The following is a 26,100-nucleotide window of genomic DNA, read 5'->3' as shown; positions in this document are numbered from 1 at the left end:
CTTTAGAGATCGATTAAAAAAAATCCGTATTTCATGGTTAAGCAGGGGACGGTATTGGTCGTCGACGATAACAAAGGCATACTGAAGGCGCTCGGATTATTGCTCGATAAGTATTTTGACAAGGTAATCCTGATTTCCTCGCCGAATCGGATCGCCGGGACGTTGTGGAACGAACGCGTGGACGTGGTGCTGCTGGATATGAATTTCTCGGCCGGAATCAATACCGGGAACGAAGGGATCTACTGGTTGTCGCAGATCAAAAAGGCGGATGCCAACATCCAAGTCGTCGTGTTTACGGCTTACGCCGATATCGACCTGGCTGTCCGTGCAATCAAGGAAGGCGCTGCCGATTTTGTCGTAAAGCCCTGGGAAAACGACAAGCTGATCGCCACGCTGCTTTCGGCCTACAACCTCGGAAAATCGAAAAAAGAAGTCAAATTTCTGAAAGGAATGCGGCAGGAACTCTCTTCCGCAGCATCGATGTTCTGGGGCGCTTCGCAGTCTATGCGACAGGTTCGCCTGCTGGTGGACAAAGTGGCGGCGACCGATGCCAATGTCCTGATAACCGGGGAGAACGGGACCGGGAAAGAGGTGTTGGCGCGTGAAATACACCGCCTCTCCTCGCGGGCCGCCGAATTGATGGTCACGGTCGATATGGGCGCGCTGACCGAATCGCTGTTCGAAAGCGAGTTGTTCGGTCATGTCAAAGGCGCTTTTACCGACGCCCGCACCGATCGGATCGGCAAATTCGAAATTGCGCGGGGCGGAACGCTGTTTCTGGACGAGATCGGCAACCTGTCGTACCATTTGCAGGCGAAACTGTTGTCGGCCATCCAGAGTCGCAGCATCGTCCGGGTCGGAAGCAACCTGTCTGTCCCGACCGACATCCGCCTGATCTGCGCGACGAATCGAAACCTGCCGGAAATGGTGACGCAGAAGCAGTTCCGCGAAGACCTGTTGTACCGAATCAATACGATTCATATCGAGATCCCGTCGCTGCGCGAACGAAAAGAAGATATCCTGCCGCTCGCCGAAATGTTTCTGTCGAGGTATGCGGCGAAATATCACAAACAGGGGCTCGGAATCGACACCGGCGCCCAGAAGAAACTGAGGGACTATCCATGGCCCGGAAATATCCGAGAATTGCAGCATACCGTCGAAAAAGCGGTGATCGTCTGCGAAACGGAAAATATCGCGGAGGACAATCTGCTGATGGCATCGCCGCAGGTTTCGGCCGCTCAGCCTGCCGTTTCGACTCTGGAGCAGATGGAACGGGACATGATCGTCCGGGCCATCCGGATAAACGACGGCAACATGTCCGCCGTCGCGGCTCAGTTGGGGATTACCCGCCAGACGCTATACAACAAGATTAAGAAATACGAACTGTAACGGTATGTTCAAAGGCTCGGTTTATAAACTCTGCGGATTGTTGGTACTGCTGTTGGGATCGGCCGCGCTGATTACCCTGGGCATTCTGTCCGGGAAATTTTTCATGCTGTTGCTGGGCTTCGCGTTGTTGGTTTGGGGAATCGCCGGACTGTTCCGTTTTCATTTTCAGAGTATCCGTAAAATGACCTTCATGTTCAATTCCATCGAAAACGGCGACTATGCCTTTAAGTTTACCGAGTACGAAGGGCCGGTCAGCGACAACTTGCTGAACCTTTCGCTGAACCGGATCAAGAATATTCTGGTGAAGGCCCGCACGCAGGCCGTCGAACAGGAAAAGTACTACGAGCTGATAATGAACAGCATTCATACGGGGGTGATCGTTATTAACGATGCGGGGAACGTTTATCAGATCAATCAGGCCGCTTTACAGTTGTTCGGATTGCCGCGACTGAACCACGTTAACCGGCTGGCGGTGATCGACGGTTCGCTACGCGATCTGTTTTTCAACCTGAAAGCCGGGGAGAAAAAACAAACTTCTTTTTCCAACGAACGCGGCGTCGTCCATCTTGCGATCAACGTCTCGGCGATGAAGGTGCGTGATATGTCGCTTCGGATCGTGGCGGTCAACGACATCAACAACGAACTGGACGAAAAAGAGACCGAATCGTGGATACGGCTGATCCGGGTGCTGACCCACGAAATCATGAATTCCATTACGCCGATCACCTCCTTGAGCGATACGTTGCTGAAAATGGAAGGTTCGATGAACGAGAAGGTGCGGGAAGGGATCGAAGCGATCGGTTCAACCGGCAAAGGATTGATCGGGTTCGTGGAGTCTTATCGGCGTGTGACTCGGATTCCGGCGCCGCGGCTCCGGTCGTTTTACGTCCTGCCTTTTTTGGAACGCATCGTTACGCTGATCCGCCATGATACGGCCGACCGGGCACTCGATATACGTATCGGGGTAGAGCCTGAAGAGCTGCTGTTGTATGCCGACGAGGATATGATCGGGCAGGTCGTGCTGAACCTGCTGAAAAATGCGGTTCACGCTTTGCAAGGCCGGACGGACGGGGCGATCCGGATTGCGGCGACGGGCAGCGAATCCGGCGAAATCACGCTTTCGGTGACGGACAACGGATGCGGTATCCCGCCCGAAGTCGCGGCCAACATTTTCATGCCGTTCTTTACGACGAAAGCAAACGGGTCGGGGATCGGTTTGAGCGTGTCGCGACAGATCATGCGCCTGCACAACGGGAGCATCTCGTTGAAATGCTCCCGTCCCGGCGAAACGACCTTTAAATTGTTATTCAGTTAGTTTCAGTTGTTTTCAGGCGTCTCGTTTCCCTGAATATAACCGGAAAATTGCATGGTCGAACGGCTGATCTGATTGACGATCAGCTTGGCGTTGATACCTTGGCCTACGACGATCGTAAAGGTGAGCCGATCCGACCCGTGAGGCGATTTCACGTCCATCGTAATGATGCGGTCGCCCCGCTTGTTGCTTTGCAGGTCGTAGGTGAAATCTTTGGAAGTGAAACTCAACGGATTTTTGTTGTTCCCGAAATCGGAGGAGGTGAAAGCCTGTCCGACGTAAGGCAACCGGACGACTACCGAATCTTTGGTTACCTGCAACGTGTTCATATGCGTCAGGAAAGACGCTTGGTTCGCAGCGTTGGAAGACAGAATCTTGTTGGCGTGAAATGTGAAGGCTTTCGTGCTGATCAGTTGGTTGATGGCCTGCATGATTTTGACGTCTTCCGCCGACTGCTTTTTCTGTGCGGAAAGACCTGCGGCCCAAAACGAGAGGGCGAGTAACAGGAATAGTTTTTTCATAGCCGGTTGATTTTAAGTCGTTAAAATTAAAACAGTTTTGGATTTTGTTTTATTTCTCGTTGTAAAGTAAAACATTTTGCCGGTAAGTTGAATAAGCGGAACCCATCAAACCGTAATCGGGGTAGGTCTTCCCGTAATTCGGGTAACGTCGCTATGAAAAGAGAGTCGAAAGATCTGTCGCAGTCAGTAAAAAACGGGGGCATTTTCCGAATGCCCCCGTCGTTGTGTGGATGCGGAACCGACGGGCTATTCCCCGACCATGGTTCCCGGCTCTTGAATGTATCCCGAAAAATTCATCGGAGAACGCGACGAACTCGTTATCGTCAGTTTGGCCATGATGCCTTTGCTGATCGTCAACATGAACGTGAACCGGTCGCTTCCGGGCGATTTCACCTCCATCGTAATGATTTTATCCTTCTTTTTGGTCACCTCTACTTTGTAGGTAAAATCCGTAGTCGTGAATTGCAGCGGATTGCCGCCCGTATTGCCGCTCGATCCTTCTTTGCCGATATAGGGTAGAGAAACGGTCAGCGAATCCTTGTTTACGGTCATGGAGTTCAATTGAGTCAGCATGGATTGGTTGCCTCCCGAGGTCAGGATTCGGTTCGCTACGAAAGTGATTGTTTTTCTACTGATAAGTTGGTTTACAGCCTGTTCTACCATCAGATCGTCGGCCGATTGTGCGAACGCCCCCGGCGCGCACAGCAACAACATGAGAGATAATGCAAAAAAACGTTTCATAAGATCGGATTTTAAATTTCTGTATTATACTGCAAGTTATAATAAATTTTGACGATTTAAAAGTAAAATCCCGGAAAAATAAAAAACTCCGGCAAGTTCGTGCCGGAGTTTTCGTAGTCGGGAAGAATAATTATGCCTGCGTCGTCTTTTTTAGGAAAAGATCTTTGACAAGAATTTTTCCGATCCCCGCACAGGCTCCCAGAAATACGAATGCGATCAGAATGATTACCTTGCTGGTGTTCGATTTTTTCACCGGAACGGTCGCCGGTTCGATGATCGTTACGCAGGGGGTTTGCTCTTGCACCTTGATTTTGGCCGTTTCGAGTTGCTGGGCCAGTTGGTTGTAAACGCCGAAAGCCAGTTGTTGTTCGTTCTGTAAACGATCGAGTTCCACCTGTGCCGTCTGTTTGGCGATGTGTTTGTTGGCGTCGGCCGCAATCGCGTATTTGCGCTGCGCGTCGTAATATTTCTGTTTCGCCTCGTCGAAAAGGTTTCGGGTGAAGGCGAGGTCGCGCACGGCTTTTTCGGTGCGGTACGTCAGGATGTATTCCTGTAGTTTGTTGACCATCGAGTCGGCGACGGCGGCTGTCACCAACGGATCCTGCATGGTCGCCGAAGCGGTTATGACCCCCGTTTTTTTGTCGACCGAAATATTGATCCGCTCATTCTGTTTTTTCAGCACTTCGCTTTGCTGTTGGGTGAGCGCGTAGGGATTTATGCCGTTTGCTTCTTCTTCTTTTTCCGCAAAAGAAATCCATCCGATGATTTTTCCCGGTACGGCCAACAGGTACTTCCACCAGGGCGAAGATAATTGGGTGTCGACGTAATCGTAGAGCGACATCGTTGCCGGCATTTTCTTTCCCTGTACGGGAATCTGACTCAGATCCACCATAAAAGGGGTGCTGTTGACGACGTCGGGATACAGCATCAGGTTGATCCCCTCCACATTGTTGCCGCTTCCGGAACTCAGGTCGAAACCGGCCAGAGCTGCCAAATCCGCCATCCCCCCGCCTTTGGTCGCGTTGATTCCTTCGGGGGCCATTTTTACGGTCGTCGTGTACTCTTTCGGGATGCTGAATGCGATAATCAGTCCTGCGATCGCGCCGATGCCGGCGGCCTTCAGGACGAATATCCGCCGAGCCCAGATTTTTTTCATCAAATCGAGCAGGTCGATCTCTTCCGCGGTCGTACCGGATGATTGTGTTTCTTCCATAAATTAGATTGAATCGATTCCGAATGCAAATATAAGAATTATATCGGTATCCGAAATCCGCCGATTCGTTTCGAAGGTATTTTATTACCTTTGCTCCCAAAAAGGAATGACATGGTAAGTATTGGAACGACGTTGTCGCCGATCGGTAAAAAAGCGTTGCTTTGCGGGTCGGGAGAACTGGGCAAAGAGGTTGCCGTCGAACTGCAACGTTACGGGGTGGAAGTCGTGGCGCTTGATCGCTATCCGGACGCGCCGGCCATGCAGGTCGCGCACCGGTCGTACGTGGTTTCGATGCTGGACGGGGCCCGGTTGCGGGAGATCGTCGAGCGAGAGAAGCCGGATTATATCATTCCGGAGATCGAAGCCGTTGCGACCGACGTGCTGCTCGAATTGGAAAAGGAAGGCTACCGCGTGGTGCCCACCGCGCGGGCCGCGATGCTGACGATGGACCGGGAGGGGATTCGCCGGCTTGCCGCCGAGACCCTGCGGTTGCCGACTTCGCCGTATCGTTTCGCGGCGACCCGCGAAGAGTTCGCGCAGGCTGTCGGCGAGATCGGCTTTCCGTGCGTGGTCAAGCCGATCATGAGTTCGTCCGGACACGGGCAGAGCGTCGTCCGCAGCGAAGAGGATATCGATTGCGGTTGGCGCAATGCGCAGCGGGGCGGCCGGGCGGGAGCCGGGAAAGTGATCGTCGAGGGATTCGTAAAGTTCGATTACGAGATTACGCTGCTGACGGTGCGCCATTGCGGGGGAACTTCTTTTCTCGAGCCGATCGGGCACTATCAACAGGACGGCGACTACCGAGAGTCGTGGCAGCCGCAGCCGATGACGGCCGCCGTAAGGAAGCAGGCCGAAGAGATCGCCCGCCGGATTACCGACGCATTGGGCGGACGGGGCCTTTTCGGCGTGGAACTTTTCGTGCAGGGCGACCGGGTGATCTTCAGCGAAGTATCGCCCCGGCCGCACGATACGGGAATGGTAACGATGATTTCGCAGGATCTCTCCGAGTTTGCGCTGCATGTACGGGCGATCCTGGGGCTTCCCGTGCCGAATATCGCGTTTCACGGTCCGTCGGCTTCCCGTGCCGTCGTAGTCGAGGGAGATAGCAACCGGATGGAGTTTGCGAACCTCGAAAACGTGCTGTCGGAACCTGACACCCAGATGCGTATTTTCGGCAAATCCGAAATCGACGGGCGCCGGCGCATGGCGGTGTTGCTGGCGCGGGGCAAAACCGTTGAGGAAGCGCGCGAAAAAACGGCCCGTGCCTATGCCAAACTGCAAATCAACGTATTCGACAGGGAATAATTCAAAGAGAAGACGATAAAAAAGCGGCGTATCCGAAAGGATGCGCCGCTTTTCGTCGGTCGGAACCGATCAGTTGAATATAACGGTTTTATTTTTGTAGACCAGCACTTTGCGTTCGATGTGCTTTTGGACGGCCCTCGACAGGACGATCTTTTCGAGATCTTTCCCTTTGTTGACCAGATCGGCGATCGTATCCTTGTGCGTGATGCGAACGATCTCCTGTTCGATGATCGGGCCGGCGTCCAGTTCGGTAGTGACATAGTGGCTGGTCGCCCCGATGATCTTTACGCCGCGTTCGAAAGCCGCATGATACGGTTTCGCCCCGATAAACGCAGGCAGAAACGAATGGTGGATATTGATGATCCGGTTCGGGAAGGCTTCGATCATCCGTTCCGAAATGATCTGCATGTAACGCGCCAGCACGATGAAGTTGACCTGATGTTTGGCCAGCAGCTCCATTTCGGCGCGTTCCTGCTCCTCCTTGTTCTCCTTGTTGATCGGGAAAACGTAGAACGGGATATCGAAACGTCGGCCGATGTGTTCCAGTTCGGGGTGATTGCTGATAATCAGCGGGATCTCTACGTTCCACTCTCCGGCCGTGTAGCGGGCGAGCATATCGTACAGGCAGTGCGACATTTTCGAAACGAAGATCGCCATCTTCGGCTTCGTGCCCGAAAAATAGAGCCGGAAGGTCATCTGGTATTTTTGCGCATAGAGCGTATTAAAATAGTCCTCGATCTTCTCTTTCGGAATCAGAAAACCGTCCAGATCCCAGCTTATACGCATGAAAAACACGTTTTCGGCATGGTCTACGTATTGGTCGAGGTAAATGATATTGCCTTTGTTTACCGTGATAAAGTCCGTAACTTCTGCCAAAATACCCTGTTTGTCAGGGCAATACAGTAGTAGTTGGGCTGCTTCCTCTTTCATGGTCGTCTTCTCTTCGTTGATTTAGCGTCCAAAATTAGCGATTTTTTCATGAAATCCGGCATTGTCGGGCCGAATTGCCGCGGGTCGTACGCTTTCCCGCAAAAATTTTGTAGTTTTGGTTCCGGATTGGCTAAATTATTGTTAGTTAAGGAGCACCTGTTTCCGCCGTATAAGATGTTTAAAAAGATTATAAAATATACGTTCCGTGTCGTTTTATGCGGACTGGTTCTGCTGATCGTCCTGCCTTTTCTGCTTTATATTCCCGGCATCCAGAATTTTATCCGTCGGCAGGCCGAGTCTTACGTGGCCCGGAATACCGAAATGCGCCTGTCCGTACGCCAGATACGCCTGTCGTTTCCGCTGCGGTTGGTCGTCGACGACGTGATGGTGTCTACCCCGGTGTTGGATACGATGGCCTACTGTACCCGCCTCGAAGCGGACGTCGCCCTGTGGCCGTTGCTGCGCGGCGAAGTCGTCGTACATCGTTTCGGGTTCGACGGGACGACGGTGAATTATGCCGATTCGCTGGCGCAGTTCGGTCTGTACGCCCGTGTCGGGCATTTCAGTCTGGCTGCCGACCGGATCGATCTGAAAGGCTCCGTAGCGGATATCTCCGGAATCGAATTGGAAAAAGGAACCGTCCGGCTGTCGATCGGAGAGGGCCCGCCGGATACCTCGGCGACGGCTGAAGGAAAGCCGGTTGCCTGGAAAATACGGGTAAGTAAACTCGCGCTGGACGACATCGCTTTTTCGATGGAAACGAAGCCCCGTATTACCGAACTCGACGTATTGCTGAAACAGGGAAATCTGGCCGACTGCCTGGTGGATTTGTCGCGGCAGCAGGTGGCTGTAACGGAAATCGTATTGGACGGGGGGAGTTATTCCTTTCTGACCGATACGACGAAAATCGCGGCGGTGCAGGACACCGACCGCACGACCGCGACAGATTCGGTTACGGAACCGTGGACGATCGCGGTGGATCGGTTGCGGTTATCCGACAATGCCGTGACGTACGGCGACTTGCAGGGTGCGCCGAAAGAAGGCCTGGATTTCGACCACATCGTCCTGACGCAGTTGAATCTGTCGGCCGACTCGGTTTATAACCGGGGCGCTGCGGTACGGATCGGGATCGGCCGTTTTTCGGCCGTCGAACGGAGCGGATTGCAGGTAGCCGATTTGAGCGGCGCTTTTTCGATGGACAGCACGCAGGTCGCTCTGTCGGATTTCAGCTTGACGACCGGACAGTCGTCGTTGCATGTCGATCTGCGGGCCGACGCTTCGGCGCTGGCGCTCGCTCCGGACGCGAGCGTAAACCTGCGGTTGGAGGCAAAGGTGGCGTTGCGCGAGTTACAGGCGGTCTTGCCCGTTGCGGATAAGAATATACGACAGATGTTGTCGACGCGTTCGCTCGAACTGTCCGGCGATTTCGCGGGAACCCTCGGACGCTTGCGCGCAGACAGCCGGATCGCGGTTCCCGGGAACGTGCTGCTTACCCTGAATGCCGACGTCGCTTCGGCGACCGATCCGTCCCGCATCGAAGGGCTGTGCCGTTTCAAGGGAAGTTTCAGCCGACTGGAGTTTCTGACGGATCTGCTGCCCGACACCGCGCTGCGCCGCCGGCTCCGGATTCCGGAACAGATGGCGCTGGAAGGTTCGCTGCGGATGCGGCAGGGAACGTTTTATCCGGTAGCGGCGTTTGCGATAGGTTCGGGAACGGCGACCGTAAAGGGGGAATTCAACGGTAAAAAGCAGCTTTATAATGCCGAACTGATCTGCGACAGTTTCCCGGTCGGCCGTTTTCTGCCGAACGATTCGCTGGGCGTACTGACGATGCGGGTGGCGGCCGACGGTTCGGGTTTCGATCCGTTGCATACATCGACCGTAGCCGAAGCCGCCGTGCGGATCGACCGTTTTATTTACCGAAGTTACGATTACGGCGGCATCGCGCTGGATGCTTCGCTGCGGGATCACCGTTTGATAGGCCGTCTGACCGGCGAGAGCGAGGCGCTGAAATTCGGACTGGATATCGAAGGCCTGCTGACGCAGACGCAGCAGGCCGTAACGGTGCGGGGTACGGTCGATACCTGCAACCTGTACCGAATGAACCTTTCGCCGGAAAAGACGGCGATATCCGTGGCCCTCGATCTGGCCGCTTCGTCCGATTCGGCCCGGACGCGCAGGGTCGAAGCGACCGCCGACCAAATCGTGCTGTGGGACAAATGGCGCGAAAACCGTATTCGCAAAACGTCGGTTTCGGCGGAAATAGCTGCCGAAAAGGTAGCGGCGGCGGTGCAGTCGGGCGATTTCCGGCTCGATTTCGCAGCTCCGGTTCCGGTCGATTCGCTGGCGGAGCAGGCGGGACGTGCGGTTGCGTTGATTTCGGAGCAGCTTCGGCTGGGGAGTCTCGATATGGAGCTGGTCGCACGGCAGCTGCCGCCGTTCCGGCTGACCGGCAGCGCCGGCGCGAACAATGTCGTGAACGGCTTTTTGAAGATGCGGGGCATGAGTTTTTCCGGGATGTCGCTGAACGTCGCGTCCGGCGACAGCACGCCGTTTACGACCCGGCTGCGCGTCGACCGGTTCGCGTCGGGCGATCTGCTGCTGGATACGCTGACGTTCGGCGTGATGCAGCGGGGCAGGCAGTTGAACTACCTGCTGCGGATGGCGAACAATCCCGGACGGATGGACGACGCGGCGATGATCGCCGTTTACGGCAATATTCTGGATAACGTGGCGCTGGTAAAATTCCTGCAGAAAAACAGGGAGGGGAAAAGCGGGTTCGATTTCGGGCTGAAGGCGTCGCTCGAAGACAGTACGATCGCCGTGCGGATGCTCGAAAATCCGGTGCTCGGTTTCAACCGTTGGCAGGTCAATCCGGACAATTACATCGCTTACCGGCTGAACCGGGAACTGTTCGCCGATTTTTCGCTGACGCGCGACGGACAGCAGTTCGCCGTTCGGTCGGATGCCGGCACGGAGCCGGGGGCCGTAACGTTGCATGTCGCGGGGATCGACATCGCATCGACGCTGAAACTGTTCCTCGGAGCCCCTCCCTTCAGCGGGACGTTCGGAGCGGATCTGTCGCTGCGCGTCGGCAGCGGTGCGGTCGGAGCGAACGGCTCCGTTTCGCTGGCCGAATTGGGGTATGAAAACCAACGGATCGGAAACGCCGAGCTGGCCTTCCGTTACGGACAGGGAGAACAGCGACAGCAGCAACTCTCCGCGAAACTCTCGTTGGACGGCGCCGAAGCGCTGAGCGTGGACGGCGTGTACCGCGGCGGGGATACGGAGAATCCGCTCGGACTGACCGTGTCGATTCCCGGCCTGCCGCTCGCTCCGGCCAATGCGTTCCTGCCGCCAGACGCCGTGCGTCTTTCCGGTGCGCTGCAAGGCAAACTGACCCTGGCCGGGACTTCCGCAAAACCCAAGATCGACGGGGCGCTTCACTTCGCCGGAACACAGGTGCAGGTGCCTATGATCGGTACGACTTTCGGGTTGGGAACGGAAAAAATTGTGATCGACAGCAGCCGGGTGCGTTTTACGGGTTACCGGATCATCGCCCCGAATAAAAAACCGCTGACGATCGACGGCGAAGTGGACATTGCGGATTTCGCCGACATTACGACGGATTTGCGGATCGCTGCGACCGATTTCCAGTTTATCAACGTCGCGAAGAACAGAGGGTCGATGGTATACGGGCAGGGTTATATGGATATGGAGGCCACGGTGAAAGGGGAAATCGACGACCTGATGATCCGGGGCAGCGTCGACCTGCTGCGCGGAACGGAGGTCAATTACGTCATGCAGGATGCGCCGCCCGAACTGAAAAACCGCGCCCAGAACATGGTTACGTTCGTTTCGTTCAGCGATACCGTGTCTCAACGGCAGGACAGGCCGGTGCCCGTGCTCGATATCGCCGGAATGGACGTCCTGATGAATGTCAATGTCGACAATTCGGTGCGGATGGCCGTCAACCTTTCGGCGGACGGGGAGAATCGTGTCGACCTGCAGGGAGGCGGAAACCTGACCTATTCGATGAACCGTCTCGGCGACAGCCGTTTTTCGGGGAAATACGTAGTGACCGGCGGAACCGTCCGTTACAATCCGCCCGTGATCTCCCAGAAAATTTTCAAGATTACGCAGGGCAGTTACGTCGAGTGGATCGGCCAGATCGCCGACCCGACATTGAACATCACGGCCGTCGAAACGGTACGCACCAGCGTTACGGCCGACGACGGACAGGGTTCCAGTCGTCCGGTCAATTTCAACATCAGCATCAATATCCGCAATACGCTCGAAAACCTTTCCGTGACGTTCGACCTGTCGGCTCCGGAAGACCTGACGATCCAGAACCAGCTTTCGTCGCTGACCGCCGAACAACGGGCTACGCAGGCGATGAGTCTGTTGGTGTACAATACGTATTCCGGCCCCGGCACGACGGCTAAGGTCAATTCGGCGAATCCGCTGAATTCGTTCATCGAAAAGGAACTGAACCAGTGGGCCTCGAACAGCCTGAAGGGAGTCGACCTGAGTTTCGGAATCGATACCTACGACGACGCGGCCTCCGGCGGCGTCAATTCCCGGACGGATTACTCGTACCAGCTTTCGAAAAGTCTGTTCAACAACCGCGTGAAGGCGGTGATCGGCGGCAAGTTCAGCACCGACGCCGATCCGACCGAGAACCTGAAAGAGAACCTGATCGACGACGTGGCGCTGGAGTACCAGTTGACCAAACGCGACAACATGTTCCTGAAAATATTCAGGCATACCGGGTACGAAAGTATTCTGGAAGGCGAGATCACCGAAACCGGCGTGGGCTTTGTCATCCGAAAGAAGATGCTCAAACTCGGCGACCTGTTCCGCATCATGCGCAATAAAGTTCAGCCGCAAACCCCTCCAAAACAGTCGCCCCATGAATAGAATCGTTCGTTACGGAATCATCGGGATCGCCGTCGCGCTTTCGGCCGCCGGTTGTTCGACGACCAGTCGGCTGGGGCAGGACGAGGTGTTGTACACCGGCGTCAAGAAGATAGCGATCCGTCCCGATTCGGGCGTAGAGCTCTCTTCGACCGTAGAATCGGCCATTAAAGCTCCGCTTTCGGTAAAACCGAACAATCCGTTATACTCCCCGTATATACGCACTCCGCTCCCGGTCGGTTTATGGGCTTACAACCATCTTTACACGCCCAAAGAGAAGGGGTTTAAATATTGGTTGTACCGGAAGCTCTCGAAACAGCCTGTGCTGGTTTCGAAAGTGCAGCCCGAAATCCGGACGAAATATGTCGACGACGTGCTGGGCAATTACGGCTATTTCGATGCGGACGCGGGTTACGAACTGCTGCCGCGCCGTAATCCGAAAAAGGCGAAAATCAGCTATTCGATCCGGGTCGGACAGCCTTCGGTCTACATGGAAATTCGCTATCCGCAGGTACAGGAAGGGATGGCTCGTTTGGTCGACAGCCTCGAAAGCACCTCGCTGCTACGCGTAGGCGCGCAGTACAATACCGATACGCTGTCGGCCGAACGAACCCGGATTACGAACGTGTTGCGAAATCGCGGTTATTATTATTTCCGACCGGAATACATCGATTATCAAGCCGATACGACGCAACAGAAAAACCGCGTCGATCTGCGGATGAGGCTGACTCCCGGGATTCCGGCCCCGGCGCTGGTTCCGTACCGGGTGGGACGCATCACCGTATCGCTGCAAAATATCCGCGGCGGAGCGCCCGATACGCTGCACCTGCCCGGCCAGACGGTCGTTTACCAGAAACCGCTGAAGATCCGGCCGAAGTTGCTGGCGAAATCCATTACGATGAAAACGGGCGACCTGTTTACGGTGAACGCTCAGAATACGACGTTGTCCAACCTGAATAAACTCGGCATTTTCCGTTCGGTGAACCTCGGCGTCACGCCGCTGGACTCGCTGGACGGCAAAGATACGCTGAACGTCTATTTGTCTGCCGGATTCGATTATCCGCTCGAAGCGGAACTGGAGATGAACGTCACTTCGAAGTCGAACAGCTTCCTGGGCCCAGGACTGGCCTTCAAAGTCAGCAACAACAACCTGTTCCGGGGCGGCGAGATACTCTCGTTGCGGCTGAACGGCAACTACGAATGGGAAACCGGCAATAAAAACTCGGGCGGCGCCAAAACGTCGTTGCTCAATTCGTACGAATTCGGCCTGAACGCTACGCTGAATGTGCAACGGTTGCTGCTGCCGCGGTTTATCACCAAAGGCAGCCGCTATCCGTCCAGCACATCTTTCCAGTTGGGCGTCGATTTGATGAACCGGCCGAAGTTCTTCCAGTTGATCTCTTTCAGCGGGTCGATAGGTTATAATTTCCAGACTTCGCCGTACAGCTACCACTCCCTTTCGCTGCTGAAGCTCTCGTACAACAACCTGCTCCATACGACCGAATCGTTCGACCAGACGATGGACGAGAACCCGGCCATCGCATTGAGTTTCAGAGATCAGTTTATTCCGGCGATGAGCTATTCCTACACGTACGACCGGACGTACCGGCGCAACCGTTTTTTCTGGCAGAACACCGTCACCTCGGCGGGCAACCTGCTGTACGCGATTTGGGAAGCCTGCGGTCAGCACGGAACCAAACGGCTGTTCAATAACCAGTTCTCGCAGTTTATCAAAGATGTGAACGAGGTGAAGTTTTACCAGAAGCTCGGCGATAAGAACAACTGGCTCGCTTACCGTTTTCTGGTCGGAGCCGGGTATGCCTACGGCAATTCGAGCGTCATGCCGTACAGCGAACAATTTTATATCGGCGGGGCCAACAGCATCCGGGCGTTTACGATCCGTTCGATCGGCCCCGGCAGTTATCATCCGGCCCAGAACGACCGCAACAGTTATCTCGACCAGACCGGCGATTTCAAGCTGGAAGCCAATGTGGAATTCCGTTTCGGGATTATGGGGCGGCTGGGCGGAGCCGTATTTCTGGATGCCGGGAATATCTGGCTGCTCAAAAACGATCCGAACCGTCCGGGCGGCGTGCTCAAATGGCGCGGTTTCTTCAACGAGATCGCGCTCGGAACCGGGTTCGGGCTCCGTTACGACATCAGCTACCTGGTATTGCGCGCCGATCTCGGCATTGCGCTGCACACCCCTTATCCGAATCCCGACAAGCCGGGGTATTACAACATTTCGAAATTCAAGGACGGACTCGGATTCCACGTGGCGATCGGGTATCCGTTCTGATCCGGAAGGCTGTTTTTCGCCGGATCGTTAGGATAGCTCTCTGCAAAAGGCTACTTTTGCAGGATAAATCTGATTTTCATGGATACCAAACTGGTTATATTCGACCTTGACGGGACGCTGCTCGATACGATCGACGATCTGGCTGCCGCTACGAACCATGCGCTGCAACAGAACGGCTATCCGGCGCATGAACGTTCGGCATACCGTTATTTCGTCGGCAACGGCATTACCCGGCTGGTCGAACGCGCCCTGCCCGAAGCGGCGCGAGACGAAGAGACCGTCATGCGGGTCCGGCGGGATTTCGTGGACTATTACTCGGAACACAATACCGATCGTACCCGGCCCTATCCGGGGATCGAATCGCTGGTGGGGAAAATCGCGGAACGGGGCGTCCGTATGGCCGTCGCGTCGAACAAATATCAGGCGGCCACCGCCAAACTGATCGACCGTTATTTCCCGGCGGGTACGTTTTGCGTCGTGCTTGGCCAACGGGAAGGAATCGAGCCGAAACCCGACCCGACCATCGTGTTCGACATTCTTTGCGAAACGGGCTGCAAAAAAACGGAAACCCTTTATGTGGGCGATTCCAAAGTCGATATGTTGACCGCGGCCAACAGCGGACTGCGTTCGGTCGGCGTTACGTGGGGATTCCGTCCGCGCGCGGAACTTGAGGAACACGGCGCGAAATACATCATCGACGAGCCGGATCGGTTGCTCGAAATCCTTTAGAACAGTGTTTCCGCTGCGTCGAAAACAGTGCCTATTACGCCCGTGGCATTTGCAGCGTTGGATGCACTGACGGAGCACGTGTTCGCCCGTACGGAGATCGCGCACCTGTACGAACGGGTAAAACGATCGGCCGCGCGAACAAAAGTTCCGTCGCACGGCTGATCGTTCGCTTCCCGGATCGTTTATTTTTCGAGTGTTTCCAGCAGGCGTTCGATCGCTTGCTCCGGCGTATTCGTCTCGCCGAGCAGCGAAACGAATTTACTGCCGACAATGGCGCCGGACGCATGGTCGTAAGCGGCTTGCAGCGTCGCACGGTTCGAAATTCCGAATCCGATCATCCGCGGGTTACGCAGCCGCATTGCGTCGATCCGGCGGAAATAATCCTGTTTCCGGGCGTCGAAGTCCTGTTGCGCTCCGGTCGTGGCGCTCGATGAAACCATGTAGATGAAGCCGTCCGTATTGCTGTCGATCAGCCGGATACGTTCGTCGCTGGTCTCCGGTGTGATCAACATGATCACTTTGAGGCCGTAGCGTTCGGCGATGCTGCGGTAATGCTGCTGATACTCCTGGAACGGCAGGTCGGGGATGATGCATCCGTCGATGCCGCATTCGACGCATTTCCGGCAAAAGTTTTCGAACCCGAACCGAAGCACCGGGTTCAGATAACCCATCAGGATCAACGGGATTTCGACGGTTTTCCGGATGTCCGAAAGCTGCCCGAACAATCGTTTCAGGCTCATGCCGTTCCGAAGAGCCTGCGTGGCTGCGTGCTGGATCACTTCTCCGTCGGCCATCGGATCGCTGAACGGGATGCCGATTTCGATCAGGTCGATTCCCCTGTTTTCGAGGGCGCGGATAATCCCGGCGGTGCTGTCGGCGGTAGGGTAGCCGGCGCAAAAATAGACGGATAACAGTTTTTTATCCGCATGGCTGAAAAGTCGATTGATTCTGTTCATGTTTTCTTATTTTTTACATTTCATATCCTGAATAAATCGCGTTATTTTTTCGACGTCTTTGATACCCGGAGCCTGTTCGAATCGGCTGTTTAGGTCGTATCCGACCAGCCGGTCGTGACGGAACGCCTTCAAAGCCCGGACGTGTTCCGGGCCGATGCCGCCGCTGAGCAGGAACGGCGTTTGGCCGCGGTAAGCGTCGAGTACCGTCCAGTCGAAAGTTTTTCCGGAACCGCCGTAGGCCGGGGTTTTCGTATCGAAAAGGAAGTAGGAACAGGCGGCTTCGTAAGCGGCGGTCGCTTCGAGGTCGCCCGCCGTCCCGATCCGGAACGCTTTGATAACACGGAGTCCCCGATCTTGCAGTCGGAGGCAGTCGTCGGGCGATTCCGAACCGTGCAGTTGCAGGTAATCCAGTCCGAACTCCTTTGCGCGTACCTGAATATTTTCCACGGGCTCGTCAACGAAAACTCCGACCCGCCGGGCGTATTCCGGCATGAATGCGGGCAGGCTTTCCACCCGACGCGGCGACGGGGGATAAAAAACGAATCCCATCCAGTCGGCCCCGCTTAGGTCGATCCGCCGGATATTTTCCGGATCGCGCATTCCGCACACCTTAAAGATCATGGTTTTATAGATTTAAAGTTTTAATAAATGTGTCGAGTCCGTATCCGGGGTCGGCAGTTTTCATGAAATTCTCGCCGATCAGGAAGCCCCGGAAACCCGCTTCGCGCAGTTTCTTCACGGTTTCCGGATCCGAAATTCCGCTTTCGGACACCAACAGCCGGTCTTGCGGTAGCTGTCCTGCCAGCCGGAACGAGTTCCCGACGCGAGTGTCGAACGTACCTAAATTGCGGTTGTTGACGCCGATCATATCGACTTCGTCCGAGATGTAATCCAGCTCCTTTTCACTGTGTATCTCAAGTAATACTTCCAGTCCTAGCCGATGCGCTGTCGCCGCCAGTTCCCGGCAACGGGCGAGCGGTAGCGCCGCTGCGATCAGCAATACCGCGTCGGCCCCGATCGCCCGGCTCTCGTAAAGCTGAAATTCGTCGATCGTAAAATCCTTACGCAGAATCGGAATGTCGATCTGCGGACGGGCTGCGATCAGGTCTTCGGCCGAACCTCCGAAATAGGGCGTATCGGTTAGGATCGACAGGGCGGCGGCTCCGTTGGCCTGGTAATCGGACGCGACCGTGCGGACATCGGCCTCCCGGTTAATCCATCCTTTCGACGGGGACCGCCGTTTGAATTCGGCGATGATGCCCGAGGTCGATGCCGCGAGCGCTTCGCGCATCGACCTGTGCGAACGGTTCTCGTCTATTTTACGTTCCAATGCGCTCCGGTCGGCCGTCCGTTTGAGTTGTTCCACGGCAATCCGTTTGGCTGCAATAATCTCCTGTAAGATGTCTTTCATCGTATTAGCTGTTCAGTTCGACGAATTTTTCGAATGTATGCAGGGCTTTTCCCGCCGCGAGCGACTCGCGGGCTTCGGCTATGCAGGTATCGATCGACTTTTCGGGACGCATTACCCGGATCGCGAAGGCCGCGTTTGCAATTACGCAATTGGACTGCGCCGGCGTAGCCGTGCCCTGTAATACCCGATCGAAAATGGCGGCGGCTTCTTCCGGAGTGTCGCCGCCGTACAGGTCGGCTTCCCGACAGCGCGCGAATCCGAGTTCTTCGGGCGAATAGAGCTTTTCGCTGTCCGGCATGGCCACTTTGAAATCCGACGTCAGCGAAATCTCGTCGTATCCGTCAAGGCTGTGCACGACGGCGAATTGCGTCCCGCTCTCCTGATACGTGTAATTGTACAGGCGCAGCAACGGCAGGTTGTAGACTCCGAGCAACTGGTATGTCGGCATCACCGGGTTGACCAACGGGCCCAGCATGTTGAAAAAGGTGCGGACGCCGAGCGCCTTGCGGATCGGGGCGACGGCTTTCAGCGCCCGGTTGAACAGCGGGGCGTGCAGGTAAGCGATGTTGCACCGTTCGAGCGACCGACGCAGGGAATCGTTGTCGGCCGTAAATTTCACGCCGTGCTGTTCCATCACGTTGCTCGCTCCGCTGACCGACGTCGCGCCGTAATTGCCGTGTTTGACGACCGGATAGCCGGCTCCCGCCACGACGAAACAGGCGCAGGTCGAAACGTTGAACGTGTTCTTGCCGTCGCCGCCGGTTCCGACGATATCGATCGGCCCGAATTCGTTCAGGTCGACCGGAATCCGCATTTCCAGCAACGCTTCGCGGAATCCGATCAGTTCCTCGACCGAAATACTGCGCATTAGAAATACCGTAATCAACGAGGCGATCTGCGCGTCGTTGTATTTGCCCTGCGTGATTCCCTGCAGGATCTCCCGCGCTTCTTTTCGTCCCAGATACTGGTGTTCGAAAAGTTTATATAGGATCTCTTTCATGACTTTATATCAGATGATTAATGACGAATGAAATTTTCGATAATCGCACAGCCCCGCGGCGTAAGCACCGATTCGGGGTGAAACTGCACGCCGTGCACGTCGTAGCGTGTGTGGCGCAATCCCATGATCCGTCCGTCGGCGTCTTCGGCCGTCACTTCGAGACAGTCCGGCAGCGTGTCGCGTCGTACGACCCACGAGTGGTAGCGTCCTACCTGCATTTCCGATTCCAGTCCGTCGAAGATATAATCGGCGGCCAGCAGCCTGATCGGGGTCTGCACTCCGTGATAGACGTTTTCGAGGTTTTCGAGCGTCCCGCCGAATGCCTGGCCGATCGCCTGCTCGCCGAGGCAGACCCCGAGAATGCTTTTTTCGGCGGCATAACGTTCGATCAGCGGCAGCAGGATGCCGGCCTCCTGCGGAATGCCGGGTCCCGGCGACAGGATGATCTTGTCGAATCGCGCGACCTCATCGAGCGTAATCCGGTCGTTGCGGAAAACCTCCGTGTCCGCGCCGAACTCTTTCAGGATATGCAACAGGTTGTAAGTAAACGAGTCGTAATTGTCGAACAAAAGTATTTTCATGGCATTAGTTTTTAAGGTTGACGGCGATATCGATCGCATTTTTCAGCGCGCGGAGTTTGTTGTTCACCTCCTGCAGCTCGTTTTCCGGGATACTCTGTGCGACGATCCCGGCTCCGGCCTGATACCATAGTTCGTTGTTGCGGCTGACCAACGTGCGGATCGTGATCGCCTGGTTCAAGTTGCCGTCCAGCCCGATAAATCCGATGCAGCCGCCGTAGGCGCCCCGGCTGTGCGGTTCGATCTCGGAGATCAACTGCATGGCGCGGACTTTCGGCGCGCCGCTCAGCGTGCCGGCGGGGAAGGTGTCGACGAATGTTTGAACCGGGTTGCTGTCCGGTTCGATCACGCCGCTGACGCGCGAAACCAGATGGATCACGTGGCTGTAATATTGCGGCTCCTTATAGAAATCTACTTTCACGTTTACGGCGTTGCGGCTCAGGTCGTTGCGGGCGAGATCGACGAGCATCACGTGTTCGGCGTTCTCCTTCGGATCCCGCAGCAGCGCGTCGGCCAGTTGCTTGTCTTTCAGCGCGTCGCCGGTGCGCCGGGTCGTACCGGCGATCGGATCGATACTGGCGCGGCCGTTCTGCACTTTGCAGTGGGTTTCCGGCGACGATCCGAAAATGCGAAACCCTCCGAAATTGAAATAGAAAAGGTAGGGCGACGGGTTGACGCTGCGCAGCGCGCGGTAGACTTTGAAGTCGTCCCCGGCATACGGCTGCACGAATCGCCGCGACAGTACGATCTGGAAAACGTCTCCGCGGCGGCAGTGGGCGACTCCCCTACGAACGAATTCCCGGTATTGCTCGTCGGTGATCGTGCTGTATTCTTTCCCTCGCAACGAGAAGTCGTAGGAAGCGAAATTGCGGTTGCCGATCACGCTTTCGATTTCGTGCAGACGCGTATTTTCGCCGTCCGATAGTAGCTCGATCAACGTCAATTCATTCTTGAAATGATTGAATACTAATAAGTATTTATAAAGGATATACATTATGTCCGGCGCATCGTTCTGCGCGTCGTGGCTTTCGATCACCGGGATCTTCTCGAAGTATTTGACGGCGTCGAATGCCGTGTATCCGAACAGGCCGCAGCGTTCGGCCTGTTCGCCTTCGATCCGGAATTTTTTCAGGAATGCGTTCAGCGCGTCGGTCACGGAGAACGATTCGCCGACCGGCTCGCGGAATACCGTGCGGTCGGGGAAAGACATCGTACAAACATCGCCGTTCACGTCGAAGCTGGCCAGCGGACACAGCGCGATATAAGAGAGCGAATTTTCGCCGGCATGGAAATCGGAACTCTCCAGCAGGGCCGACTGCGGATAGATGTCGCGGACTTTCAGGTAGATGCTTACCGGCGTATGCAGATCCCCCAGAACCTGCTTGCAGGCGGTTTTATAACGAAATATTTTCATCGTTTTTCATTTGTTTGATATAGGTTTCGATATCTTTGTCGCCCCGGCCGGATACGGTCAACACGACGACGTCTTCCGGTTTGAAATGCATTTTCGGCAGCGCGCCCAGCGCGTGGGCCGATTCCAGGGCCGGGATGATACCTTCCAGACGCGTCAGTTCGAATGCGGCATACAGCGCTTCGTCGTCGTCGACAGCCAGCACGGTCGCCCGCTTTTGCGCGGCGAGGTTCGCGTGAACCGGACCGATGCCCGGATAATCCAATCCGGCCGAGATCGAGTAGGGCTCTTCGATCTGTCCGTCCTCGTTCTGCATGACCAGTGTTCTGGCCCCATGAATAATACCCTCTTCGCCTAAATGAATGGTTGCAGCCGACAATCCCGAGTCGACGCCTTTTCCACCGGCCTCGGCCAGTACGATCTTCACGCGCCGGTCGTCGATGTAGTGGTAAATCGTTCCGGCCGCATTGCTGCCGCCGCCGACACAGGCTATCAGGTAGTCCGGATAGTCGCGGCATTCCTGCTGCTGCAGTTGTTTGCGGATCTCCTCGCTGATGACCGATTGTAGCCGGGCCACCATATCGGGGTAAGGGTGAGGGCCGACCGTCGAGCCGATGATGTAGTGCGTGTCGGTCGGGTGACAGCACCAGTCGCGGATTGCCTCGTTCGTGGCGTCCTTCAGCGTCATGTTGCCCGAAGTGACCGGGCGCACTTCGGCGCCCAGCATTTTCATTTTCTGCACATTCGTGTGCTGACGTTCTACGTCGGTCTTGCCCATGTAGACGATGCACCGCATGTTTTTCAGCGCGCAGACCGTAGCGGTAGCCACACCGTGCTGCCCTGCGCCCGTTTCGGCGATGATACGGGTTTTGCCCATCTGTTGCGCGATCAGAATCTGTCCGATCGTATTGTTGATCTTGTGCGCTCCGGTATGGTTCAGGTCTTCGCGTTTGAGGTAGATCCTGCAGCCGTACCGTTCGGACAGGCGCCGTGCGAAATAGAGCGGGGAAGGGCGACCGACATAGTCGCGCAGCAGTTGATCGAATTCGCGGCGGAACGCTTCCGACTGCATAACGGTCAGGTAGTTGTCTTGCAGGTTTTTTACGCATCGGTAAAGAATTTCGGGAACGTAAGCCCCGCCGAACCTGCCGTAATAGCCGTTTTCGTCTACTTGAAATGTTTTCATCGGTTTCGTTTTTATGATTTTGTTTTAGTCGTCATACGGAAAGAGCCCTGTCGTAAGTACGACAGGGCTCTTTGTTATCTTTGGTTTCGTTTTGAACAGATACGCGAGTCCGCAACCTTACGACTGAGGAAGTTGTAGGATGCACCACCACCAATTATTCAAACGGAATGCTTTCATTTTCGTTTCTGTTTACGGTTCAAAGGTAGGAATAGTTTTAAAAAATCAAAAACATTTTTGTAAAAAACCGATCTATTGATACGAAAAACCGACCGATCCCTTGATTATCTCCATGATTGGCAGTATATTCGTTTCAACAATCTGATAAAACCGAAAAAATTATGAAAGTCGTCAATAATCCGGCCTTGCGGAGTGTCTTCGCCATCGTGCTGGGACTGATTCTGGTTTTGTGGCCGGCCGCCACGATCAATTATCTGGTCATCGTAATCGGCGTGCTGTTCCTGGTGCCGGGCCTGATCGCGATGATCGGTTATCTGATGCGCGATAAAGAACGTTATCCCGATGCGGCGTTCCCGATCGAAGGCGCCGGAAGCGCGCTGTTCGGACTGTGGCTGATCGTGATGCCCGCCTTTTTCGTCAACATCCTGATGTATGTGCTCGGAGCGCTGCTGGTGATAGCCGGGATTCAGCAAATCGCATCGCTGGCTTCGGCCCGCCGGTGGACGCAGGTGCCCGGTTTCTTCTACGTGGTGCCGGTACTGATCCTGATCTGCGGAATCGTCATCCTGTTCGACCCGTTCAGCGTCGCCGAAACGGCGTTCATTCTGTTCGGCATTACCAGCATGGTTTACGGGATATCCGGTTTGATCAACGGATTCCGGTTCAGAAAGCCGAAAACGGAATAACTATCTTACGGCGCAGGAACTTCCCGTGCGTCCCCGGCGCGCCGGGTTGAAGATCATGAATCCGATCGACACCCCGATCTTGTTCGGCAGCCACTCGTGCGAGCCATTGAACGGATCGGGCTTTTCGAGTTGTACGGGACGGTGGGGATACAGGTCGATCGTGCCGTCGAGGCTATAACCGTTGTACCAGCTTAGCATGTATGACCATCCGAAATAGGCGTCCAGCAGCCAACGGTCGGCGAACTGGTATTCGAAGCCGCCGCAGATACCGATCATCATCCCGTACCCTTTGCTGTACCGGTTTTCGAGGAACCAGCCGTCCGAAAACTGCGGTTTCGACATTTTGAATCCCATCATACCCATGTTGGCGCCGAGATACCAGCCCCGGTTGTGTTGCTTGAAATAGCGGCGGTATTCGGTCATGAGAATTCCGAATTTCATCGGCTTGTCGACACCGTGGTCGTTGACGTATTTCCAGGGAGAAAAAACGATTTCGGTCTGGAAAGTCGATTTCGGAGAAACGGTGAATTCCACGGCCGGATTGATAACGCCCACCAGGGCGTAAAGGCCGTTCAGTTTCGCGTAGATCTGAGCGTCGAGCCGCTGCGTCGGCAGCGATAACGCGAACAGGATCAAAAGAGTCTTCAGGATCGGTTTCATGCAAAGGGTCTGTTATGGATCGGATTCGTTTACGGAACAAATGTACGCATAAGATCCGGATCGACAATGTTTTTGCTCGTTCGGAATATCTGCTTCTCCGTAATTCGACCGCAGGAGAGATTCGGCTGCGGTATGATCCGAGCGGTTTCGCGTTTTTTAAGCTCCAGAACCGTGTTCTTCGCAGTACCGCAGCGAAAAATCGTACAAGGATCCGAACGCCGCGGAGGGATCGTCCGGATGTATCAGCACCGTTCGGGCTCCGATTCTCCGGCCGAACTCCATGTCGCTGCCGCTGTCGCCGACCAGTATGGTCTTCGAAAAATCGATGTCCGGAAAGTCCCTGCGGGCTTGCAGGGCCATACCGGTATTCGGCTTCCGGTTCGGGCTGTCTTCGTTCCGGTCGGCACAGTAGTAAACGGCGTCGATCCGGCCTCCGCCGGCGGCGACCGCTTCGATCATTCTCCGGTGGATCGTCCGCAGGGCCTCTTCGGTCATCACTCCTTTCCCGACGCCGCGCTGATTGGTGACGACGACGATATGCCGGAAAAGCGGACTCAGCATCCTCAGCGCTTCGATCGCTCCATCGGTAAATTCGAATTCGTCCCACGATTTGACGTAATCGTGCGGACGCAGTACGTTGATGACCCCGTCCCTATCCAGAAACAGCGTGTCGAAAGCGGTTTGCACGGTCATCGCGGAAACAGCGTTTTGAAATCCGTATCGGCTTTTTCGTAATCTTCAGGAATGCCGATGTCGATGAAATAACCGTCGCTCGCATATCCGGTGAGCAGACAATCCCGCACTCGTTGCTGCAAAATATCCGTTTCGAACGAGAACCGTTCGGACGGGAAGTCCAGCAGTCCCGATTTTTTGTCGACCAGGTAGACGCCGCCGTTGATCTGTCCGCGCGGGCAGTATTTTTTTTCGCGGAACGCGACGATCCTCCCCTGCGGAGCGGTTTCGACTACGCCGTAACGCGAGAAATCGGTCATCGGTTTCAGCGCGATCGTCGCGGCGGCTCCGCTCGCCCGGTGTACGCGGGCCATTTCGTCCGTATCGACGTCGAAGAACGTGTCCCCGTTCAGGATATAGACTTCGTCTCCGTCCGTCCGGCTCAGCGCCTGCCGGACGGCTCCGCCCGTTCCCAGAGGAGTTTCCTCCAGCGAGCAGCGTATCTCAAAATCCCATTTTTCGCCGGCGAGCCACCGCTGTACCGATTCGTGCATGTAGCCGAGGGCGAGTACCACGCGCGTAAAGCGCCGGACTTCCATATATTTTAACAAATAGTATAAAAACGGACGTCCTGCCACGGGCGCCATGCATTTGGGCAGATCGCTGACCACGCTGCGCAGGCGCGTTCCGAGGCCTCCCGCCAGTACGATTCCTTCGCGTTGTTCCATACTCATATACTCCATGTAAATAAACCGTCGTTTACGAATTGATAAGTTTTGAAAATCCCGTTGAACGGGGCGAGCGACTGCATGACCTGGTAGCGCTTGAAATCCGGGCAATAGAAGACCATGAACCCGCCGCCGCCGGCTCCGAGTACCTTGCCGCCCAGCGCGCCGGCTTCGAGCGCCGTTTCGTAGATCCGGTCGATCAGCGGGTTCGATATCGAAGAGGCCATCTTTTTTTTGTAGACGAACCCTTCGTGCAGCAACTCCCCGATCCGGTCGATCCGTCCGGTCAGCAGCGCTTCCTTCATTTCGGTCGCCTGCTCTTTGATGACATGCATCGCCCCGACGGAGTCCCTGTCGTTGTTCGTCACGTTGCGCTGCTGCTCTTCGATGATTCTGGCGGAGATCCTGCTTTGCGATGTGTAAAAAAGTAACAGATTGTTCTCCAGTTCGTTCGTGCAAGCCTTGTCCACCCGGAGCGGATTGACGATCACTTTATCGTCCTTGAAAAATTCCATGTAATTGAAGCCTCCGAACGTGGCGGCGTACTGATCCTGCTTTCCGCCGGCCATCCCCAGTTCGCCCCGTTCGATCCGGTAGGCCAGACTGGCGATATCGTAACTGCCCAACGGCAGCCTGAGCCACTCTACGAATGCACCGGCAATGGCTACCGCCAGCGTCGACGACGATCCGAGTCCCGATCCGGCCGGAGCGTCCACATAGGTGCACAAGCGGAATCCCCCGTCGATCCGGTGACGGCTGCGGAAATGATTGCAGACGGCTTTCAGCAGATCCATATTTCCGTCGATCGGCAGATCCCCGTGCAGGCCGTATTCAGAGGCGAGTCCCTGATCGAGCGTCTGCAAGACGATTTTCCGTTCGGACAGCGGTTCGATGCTGGCGCGAGCATAGAGGGAGATCGTCGCGTTCAGGACGGCTCCGCCGTAAATATCCGAATAGGGACTGACATCCGTTCCTCCGCCGGCGAAGCCGATTCGTAGCGGGGCCTTGCTTCGATAAATCATGTCTGCGATTTTTGACAGGTACAAATATAACGCATTTATCGACACGACCTCCGGAATCCGGAAATCCGCTTCGGCGCGGATTTCCGGATTTCATTTTGTCCGGGAATGCGATTAGGTGCCTAAATGGCTTATTGCAAGATTTATAGATGCGGCGAAACGTGCTGCGAAACGATAAAATACGTATAAAAGTTCGATAAACAGCGTATGGTCGTTGCAGAATTCAAAAATCGTTTTTACTTTTGTGCCCGCCGGGCCGG

At 55.4% G+C, this 26,100-nt stretch carries 22 protein-coding genes; 7 read left to right on the top strand and 15 right to left on the bottom strand.

Features of this window, described 5'->3' with window-relative positions; genetic code table 11:
• The first annotated feature begins 33 nt into the window (after positions 1-33).
• Positions 34-1,389: a sigma-54-dependent transcriptional regulator gene (locus C1A08_RS10295; protein WP_101573277.1), complete on the top strand. Its 1,356-nt coding sequence runs from the start codon at positions 34-36 to the stop codon at positions 1,387-1,389.
• Positions 1,390-1,393: 4 nt separating this feature from the next.
• Positions 1,394-2,704 (top strand): sensor histidine kinase, encoded by a 1,311-nt coding sequence (locus tag C1A08_RS10290; protein ID WP_101573275.1) that lies wholly within the window; start codon positions 1,394-1,396, stop codon positions 2,702-2,704.
• A gap of 2 nt (positions 2,705-2,706) precedes the next feature.
• On the opposite strand, the gene C1A08_RS10285 is transcribed toward C1A08_RS10290, so the two are convergent.
• From C1A08_RS10285 to C1A08_RS10275, 3 genes are all read right to left on the bottom strand, one after another.
• The gene (locus C1A08_RS10285; protein WP_101573273.1) at positions 2,707-3,222 is read right to left on the bottom strand and encodes a DUF4251 domain-containing protein; all 516 of its coding nucleotides are present in this window, start codon (positions 3,220-3,222) and stop codon (positions 2,707-2,709) included.
• A 246-nt stretch (positions 3,223-3,468) separates the two neighbouring features.
• Positions 3,469-3,963 (bottom strand): DUF4251 domain-containing protein, encoded by a 495-nt coding sequence (locus C1A08_RS10280; RefSeq protein ID WP_101573271.1) that lies wholly within the window; start codon positions 3,961-3,963, stop codon positions 3,469-3,471.
• Positions 3,964-4,093: 130 nt separating this feature from the next.
• Positions 4,094-5,176: a Wzz/FepE/Etk N-terminal domain-containing protein gene (locus C1A08_RS10275; protein ID WP_101573269.1), complete on the bottom strand. Its 1,083-nt coding sequence runs from the start codon at positions 5,174-5,176 to the stop codon at positions 4,094-4,096.
• A 111-nt stretch (positions 5,177-5,287) separates the two neighbouring features.
• Here C1A08_RS10275 and purT point away from each other — a divergent pair, with 111 nt between their 5' ends.
• Entirely contained in the window at positions 5,288-6,481 is a 1,194-nt protein-coding gene (purT, locus tag C1A08_RS10270) for a formate-dependent phosphoribosylglycinamide formyltransferase (protein WP_101573267.1), read from the top strand.
• Between the two features lie 69 nt (positions 6,482-6,550).
• On the opposite strand, the gene purU is transcribed toward purT, so the two are convergent.
• A complete protein-coding gene (gene purU / locus C1A08_RS10265; protein ID WP_055205943.1) occupies positions 6,551-7,411 on the bottom strand; it encodes a formyltetrahydrofolate deformylase in 861 nt (286 codons plus the stop codon).
• 174 nt (positions 7,412-7,585) lie between these two features.
• Between purU and C1A08_RS10260 the strand changes: the two genes are divergently transcribed.
• The 3 genes from C1A08_RS10260 to C1A08_RS10250 all read left to right on the top strand — a co-directional run bounded on the left by C1A08_RS10260 (position 7,586) and on the right by C1A08_RS10250 (position 15,356).
• Positions 7,586-12,331 (top strand): translocation/assembly module TamB domain-containing protein, encoded by a 4,746-nt coding sequence (locus C1A08_RS10260; protein ID WP_101573265.1) that lies wholly within the window; start codon positions 7,586-7,588, stop codon positions 12,329-12,331.
• Positions 12,324-14,627, top strand: coding sequence for a translocation and assembly module lipoprotein TamL (tamL, locus tag C1A08_RS10255; protein ID WP_101573263.1), 2,304 nt, complete (start codon positions 12,324-12,326; stop codon positions 14,625-14,627). Before C1A08_RS10260 ends, tamL begins: the two co-directional genes overlap by 8 nt.
• Positions 14,628-14,705: 78 nt before the next feature.
• Positions 14,706-15,356, top strand: a complete 651-nt coding sequence (locus C1A08_RS10250) for an HAD family hydrolase (protein ID WP_055205939.1) — start codon at positions 14,706-14,708, stop codon at positions 15,354-15,356.
• A 182-nt stretch (positions 15,357-15,538) separates the two neighbouring features.
• On the opposite strand, the gene trpA is transcribed toward C1A08_RS10250, so the two are convergent.
• The 7 genes from trpA to trpB are packed head-to-tail and all read right to left on the bottom strand — an operon-like array spanning position 15,539 to position 21,898.
• Positions 15,539-16,312, bottom strand: a complete 774-nt coding sequence (gene trpA, locus C1A08_RS10245; protein WP_055205937.1) for a tryptophan synthase subunit alpha — start codon at positions 16,310-16,312, stop codon at positions 15,539-15,541.
• Positions 16,313-16,318: 6 nt separating this feature from the next.
• The gene (locus C1A08_RS10240; protein ID WP_101573261.1) at positions 16,319-16,933 is read right to left on the bottom strand and encodes a phosphoribosylanthranilate isomerase; all 615 of its coding nucleotides are present in this window, start codon (positions 16,931-16,933) and stop codon (positions 16,319-16,321) included.
• 4 nt (positions 16,934-16,937) lie between these two features.
• Positions 16,938-17,723, bottom strand: a complete 786-nt coding sequence (gene trpC / locus C1A08_RS10235) for an indole-3-glycerol phosphate synthase TrpC (RefSeq protein WP_101573259.1) — start codon at positions 17,721-17,723, stop codon at positions 16,938-16,940.
• Positions 17,724-17,727: 4 nt separating this feature from the next.
• Positions 17,728-18,723: an anthranilate phosphoribosyltransferase gene (gene trpD, locus C1A08_RS10230; protein ID WP_055205930.1), complete on the bottom strand. Its 996-nt coding sequence runs from the start codon at positions 18,721-18,723 to the stop codon at positions 17,728-17,730.
• Positions 18,724-18,740: 17 nt separating this feature from the next.
• Positions 18,741-19,304 carry an anthranilate synthase component II gene (locus C1A08_RS10225; protein ID WP_055205929.1) on the bottom strand — a complete coding sequence of 188 codons (564 nt, stop codon included), beginning with the start codon at positions 19,302-19,304 and terminating at the stop codon, positions 18,741-18,743.
• A 4-nt stretch (positions 19,305-19,308) separates the two neighbouring features.
• A complete protein-coding gene (locus C1A08_RS10220; protein WP_101573257.1) occupies positions 19,309-20,715 on the bottom strand; it encodes an anthranilate synthase component I family protein in 1,407 nt (468 codons plus the stop codon).
• Positions 20,696-21,898 (bottom strand): tryptophan synthase subunit beta, encoded by a 1,203-nt coding sequence (trpB, locus tag C1A08_RS10215; RefSeq protein WP_101573255.1) that lies wholly within the window; start codon positions 21,896-21,898, stop codon positions 20,696-20,698. Before trpB ends, C1A08_RS10220 begins: the two co-directional genes overlap by 20 nt.
• A 338-nt stretch (positions 21,899-22,236) precedes the next feature.
• Here trpB and C1A08_RS10210 point away from each other — a divergent pair, with 338 nt between their 5' ends.
• The gene (locus C1A08_RS10210) at positions 22,237-22,761 is read left to right on the top strand and encodes an HdeD family acid-resistance protein (protein WP_101573253.1); all 525 of its coding nucleotides are present in this window, start codon (positions 22,237-22,239) and stop codon (positions 22,759-22,761) included.
• Here C1A08_RS10210 and C1A08_RS10205 read toward each other — a convergent pair whose 3' ends face one another.
• From C1A08_RS10205 to C1A08_RS10190, 4 genes are all read right to left on the bottom strand, one after another.
• On the bottom strand, positions 22,762-23,421 hold the full coding sequence (locus tag C1A08_RS10205) for a DUF3575 domain-containing protein (protein ID WP_101573251.1): 660 nt from the start codon (positions 23,419-23,421) through the stop codon (positions 22,762-22,764).
• 156 nt (positions 23,422-23,577) lie between these two features.
• Positions 23,578-24,114, bottom strand: coding sequence for a D-glycero-alpha-D-manno-heptose-1,7-bisphosphate 7-phosphatase (locus C1A08_RS10200; RefSeq protein ID WP_055205918.1), 537 nt, complete (start codon positions 24,112-24,114; stop codon positions 23,578-23,580).
• Positions 24,111-24,836 carry a nucleotidyltransferase family protein gene (locus C1A08_RS10195; RefSeq protein WP_228385777.1) on the bottom strand — a complete coding sequence of 242 codons (726 nt, stop codon included), beginning with the start codon at positions 24,834-24,836 and terminating at the stop codon, positions 24,111-24,113. The genes C1A08_RS10200 and C1A08_RS10195 overlap by 4 nt, the downstream gene beginning before the upstream one ends.
• On the bottom strand, positions 24,824-25,843 hold the full coding sequence (locus tag C1A08_RS10190) for a GHMP family kinase ATP-binding protein (RefSeq protein WP_101573249.1): 1,020 nt from the start codon (positions 25,841-25,843) through the stop codon (positions 24,824-24,826). Before C1A08_RS10190 ends, C1A08_RS10195 begins: the two co-directional genes overlap by 13 nt.
• Between the last annotated feature and the right edge of the window lie 257 nt (positions 25,844-26,100).

It is taken from the genome of Alistipes sp. cv1, from assembly GCF_900240235.1.
In the GTDB taxonomy this organism is placed as follows: Bacteria; Bacteroidota; Bacteroidia; order Bacteroidales; family Rikenellaceae; genus Alistipes_A; species Alistipes_A hominis.
Note: the sequence above shows the minus strand (reverse complement) of the source record. Positions and strands in the feature narration are given on the sequence as shown.

Bases quoted from the DNA above. Each gene is read 5' to 3' on its own strand.
- trpA (WP_055205937.1), bottom strand. From the start codon at position 16,312: ATGAACAGAATCAATCGACTTTTCAGCCATGCGGATAAAAAACTGTTA.
- C1A08_RS10200 (WP_055205918.1), bottom strand. From the start codon at position 24,114: ATGACCGTGCAAACCGCTTTCGACACGCTGTTTCTGGATAGGGACGGG.
- trpC (WP_101573259.1), bottom strand. From the start codon at position 17,723: ATGAAAGACATCTTACAGGAGATTATTGCAGCCAAACGGATTGCCGTG.
- C1A08_RS10280 (WP_101573271.1), bottom strand. From the start codon at position 3,963: ATGAAACGTTTTTTTGCATTATCTCTCATGTTGTTGCTGTGCGCGCCG.
- C1A08_RS10290 (WP_101573275.1), top strand. From the start codon at position 1,394: ATGTTCAAAGGCTCGGTTTATAAACTCTGCGGATTGTTGGTACTGCTG.
- C1A08_RS10285 (WP_101573273.1), bottom strand. From the start codon at position 3,222: ATGAAAAAACTATTCCTGTTACTCGCCCTCTCGTTTTGGGCCGCAGGT.
- C1A08_RS10220 (WP_101573257.1), bottom strand. From the start codon at position 20,715: ATGAAAATATTTCGTTATAAAACCGCCTGCAAGCAGGTTCTGGGGGAT.
- C1A08_RS10210 (WP_101573253.1), top strand. From the start codon at position 22,237: ATGAAAGTCGTCAATAATCCGGCCTTGCGGAGTGTCTTCGCCATCGTG.
- C1A08_RS10275 (WP_101573269.1), bottom strand. From the start codon at position 5,176: ATGGAAGAAACACAATCATCCGGTACGACCGCGGAAGAGATCGACCTG.
- C1A08_RS10190 (WP_101573249.1), bottom strand. From the start codon at position 25,843: ATGATTTATCGAAGCAAGGCCCCGCTACGAATCGGCTTCGCCGGCGGA.
- tamL (WP_101573263.1), top strand. From the start codon at position 12,324: ATGAATAGAATCGTTCGTTACGGAATCATCGGGATCGCCGTCGCGCTT.
- trpB (WP_101573255.1), bottom strand. From the start codon at position 21,898: ATGAAAACATTTCAAGTAGACGAAAACGGCTATTACGGCAGGTTCGGC.
- C1A08_RS10260 (WP_101573265.1), top strand. From the start codon at position 7,586: ATGTTTAAAAAGATTATAAAATATACGTTCCGTGTCGTTTTATGCGGA.
- C1A08_RS10295 (WP_101573277.1), top strand. From the start codon at position 34: ATGGTTAAGCAGGGGACGGTATTGGTCGTCGACGATAACAAAGGCATA.
- trpD (WP_055205930.1), bottom strand. From the start codon at position 18,723: ATGAAAGAGATCCTATATAAACTTTTCGAACACCAGTATCTGGGACGA.
- C1A08_RS10250 (WP_055205939.1), top strand. From the start codon at position 14,706: ATGGATACCAAACTGGTTATATTCGACCTTGACGGGACGCTGCTCGAT.
- purT (WP_101573267.1), top strand. From the start codon at position 5,288: ATGGTAAGTATTGGAACGACGTTGTCGCCGATCGGTAAAAAAGCGTTG.
- C1A08_RS10225 (WP_055205929.1), bottom strand. From the start codon at position 19,304: ATGAAAATACTTTTGTTCGACAATTACGACTCGTTTACTTACAACCTG.
- purU (WP_055205943.1), bottom strand. From the start codon at position 7,411: ATGAAAGAGGAAGCAGCCCAACTACTACTGTATTGCCCTGACAAACAG.
- C1A08_RS10205 (WP_101573251.1), bottom strand. From the start codon at position 23,421: ATGAAACCGATCCTGAAGACTCTTTTGATCCTGTTCGCGTTATCGCTG.
- C1A08_RS10195 (WP_228385777.1), bottom strand. From the start codon at position 24,836: ATGGAGTATATGAGTATGGAACAACGCGAAGGAATCGTACTGGCGGGA.
- C1A08_RS10240 (WP_101573261.1), bottom strand. From the start codon at position 16,933: ATGATCTTTAAGGTGTGCGGAATGCGCGATCCGGAAAATATCCGGCGG.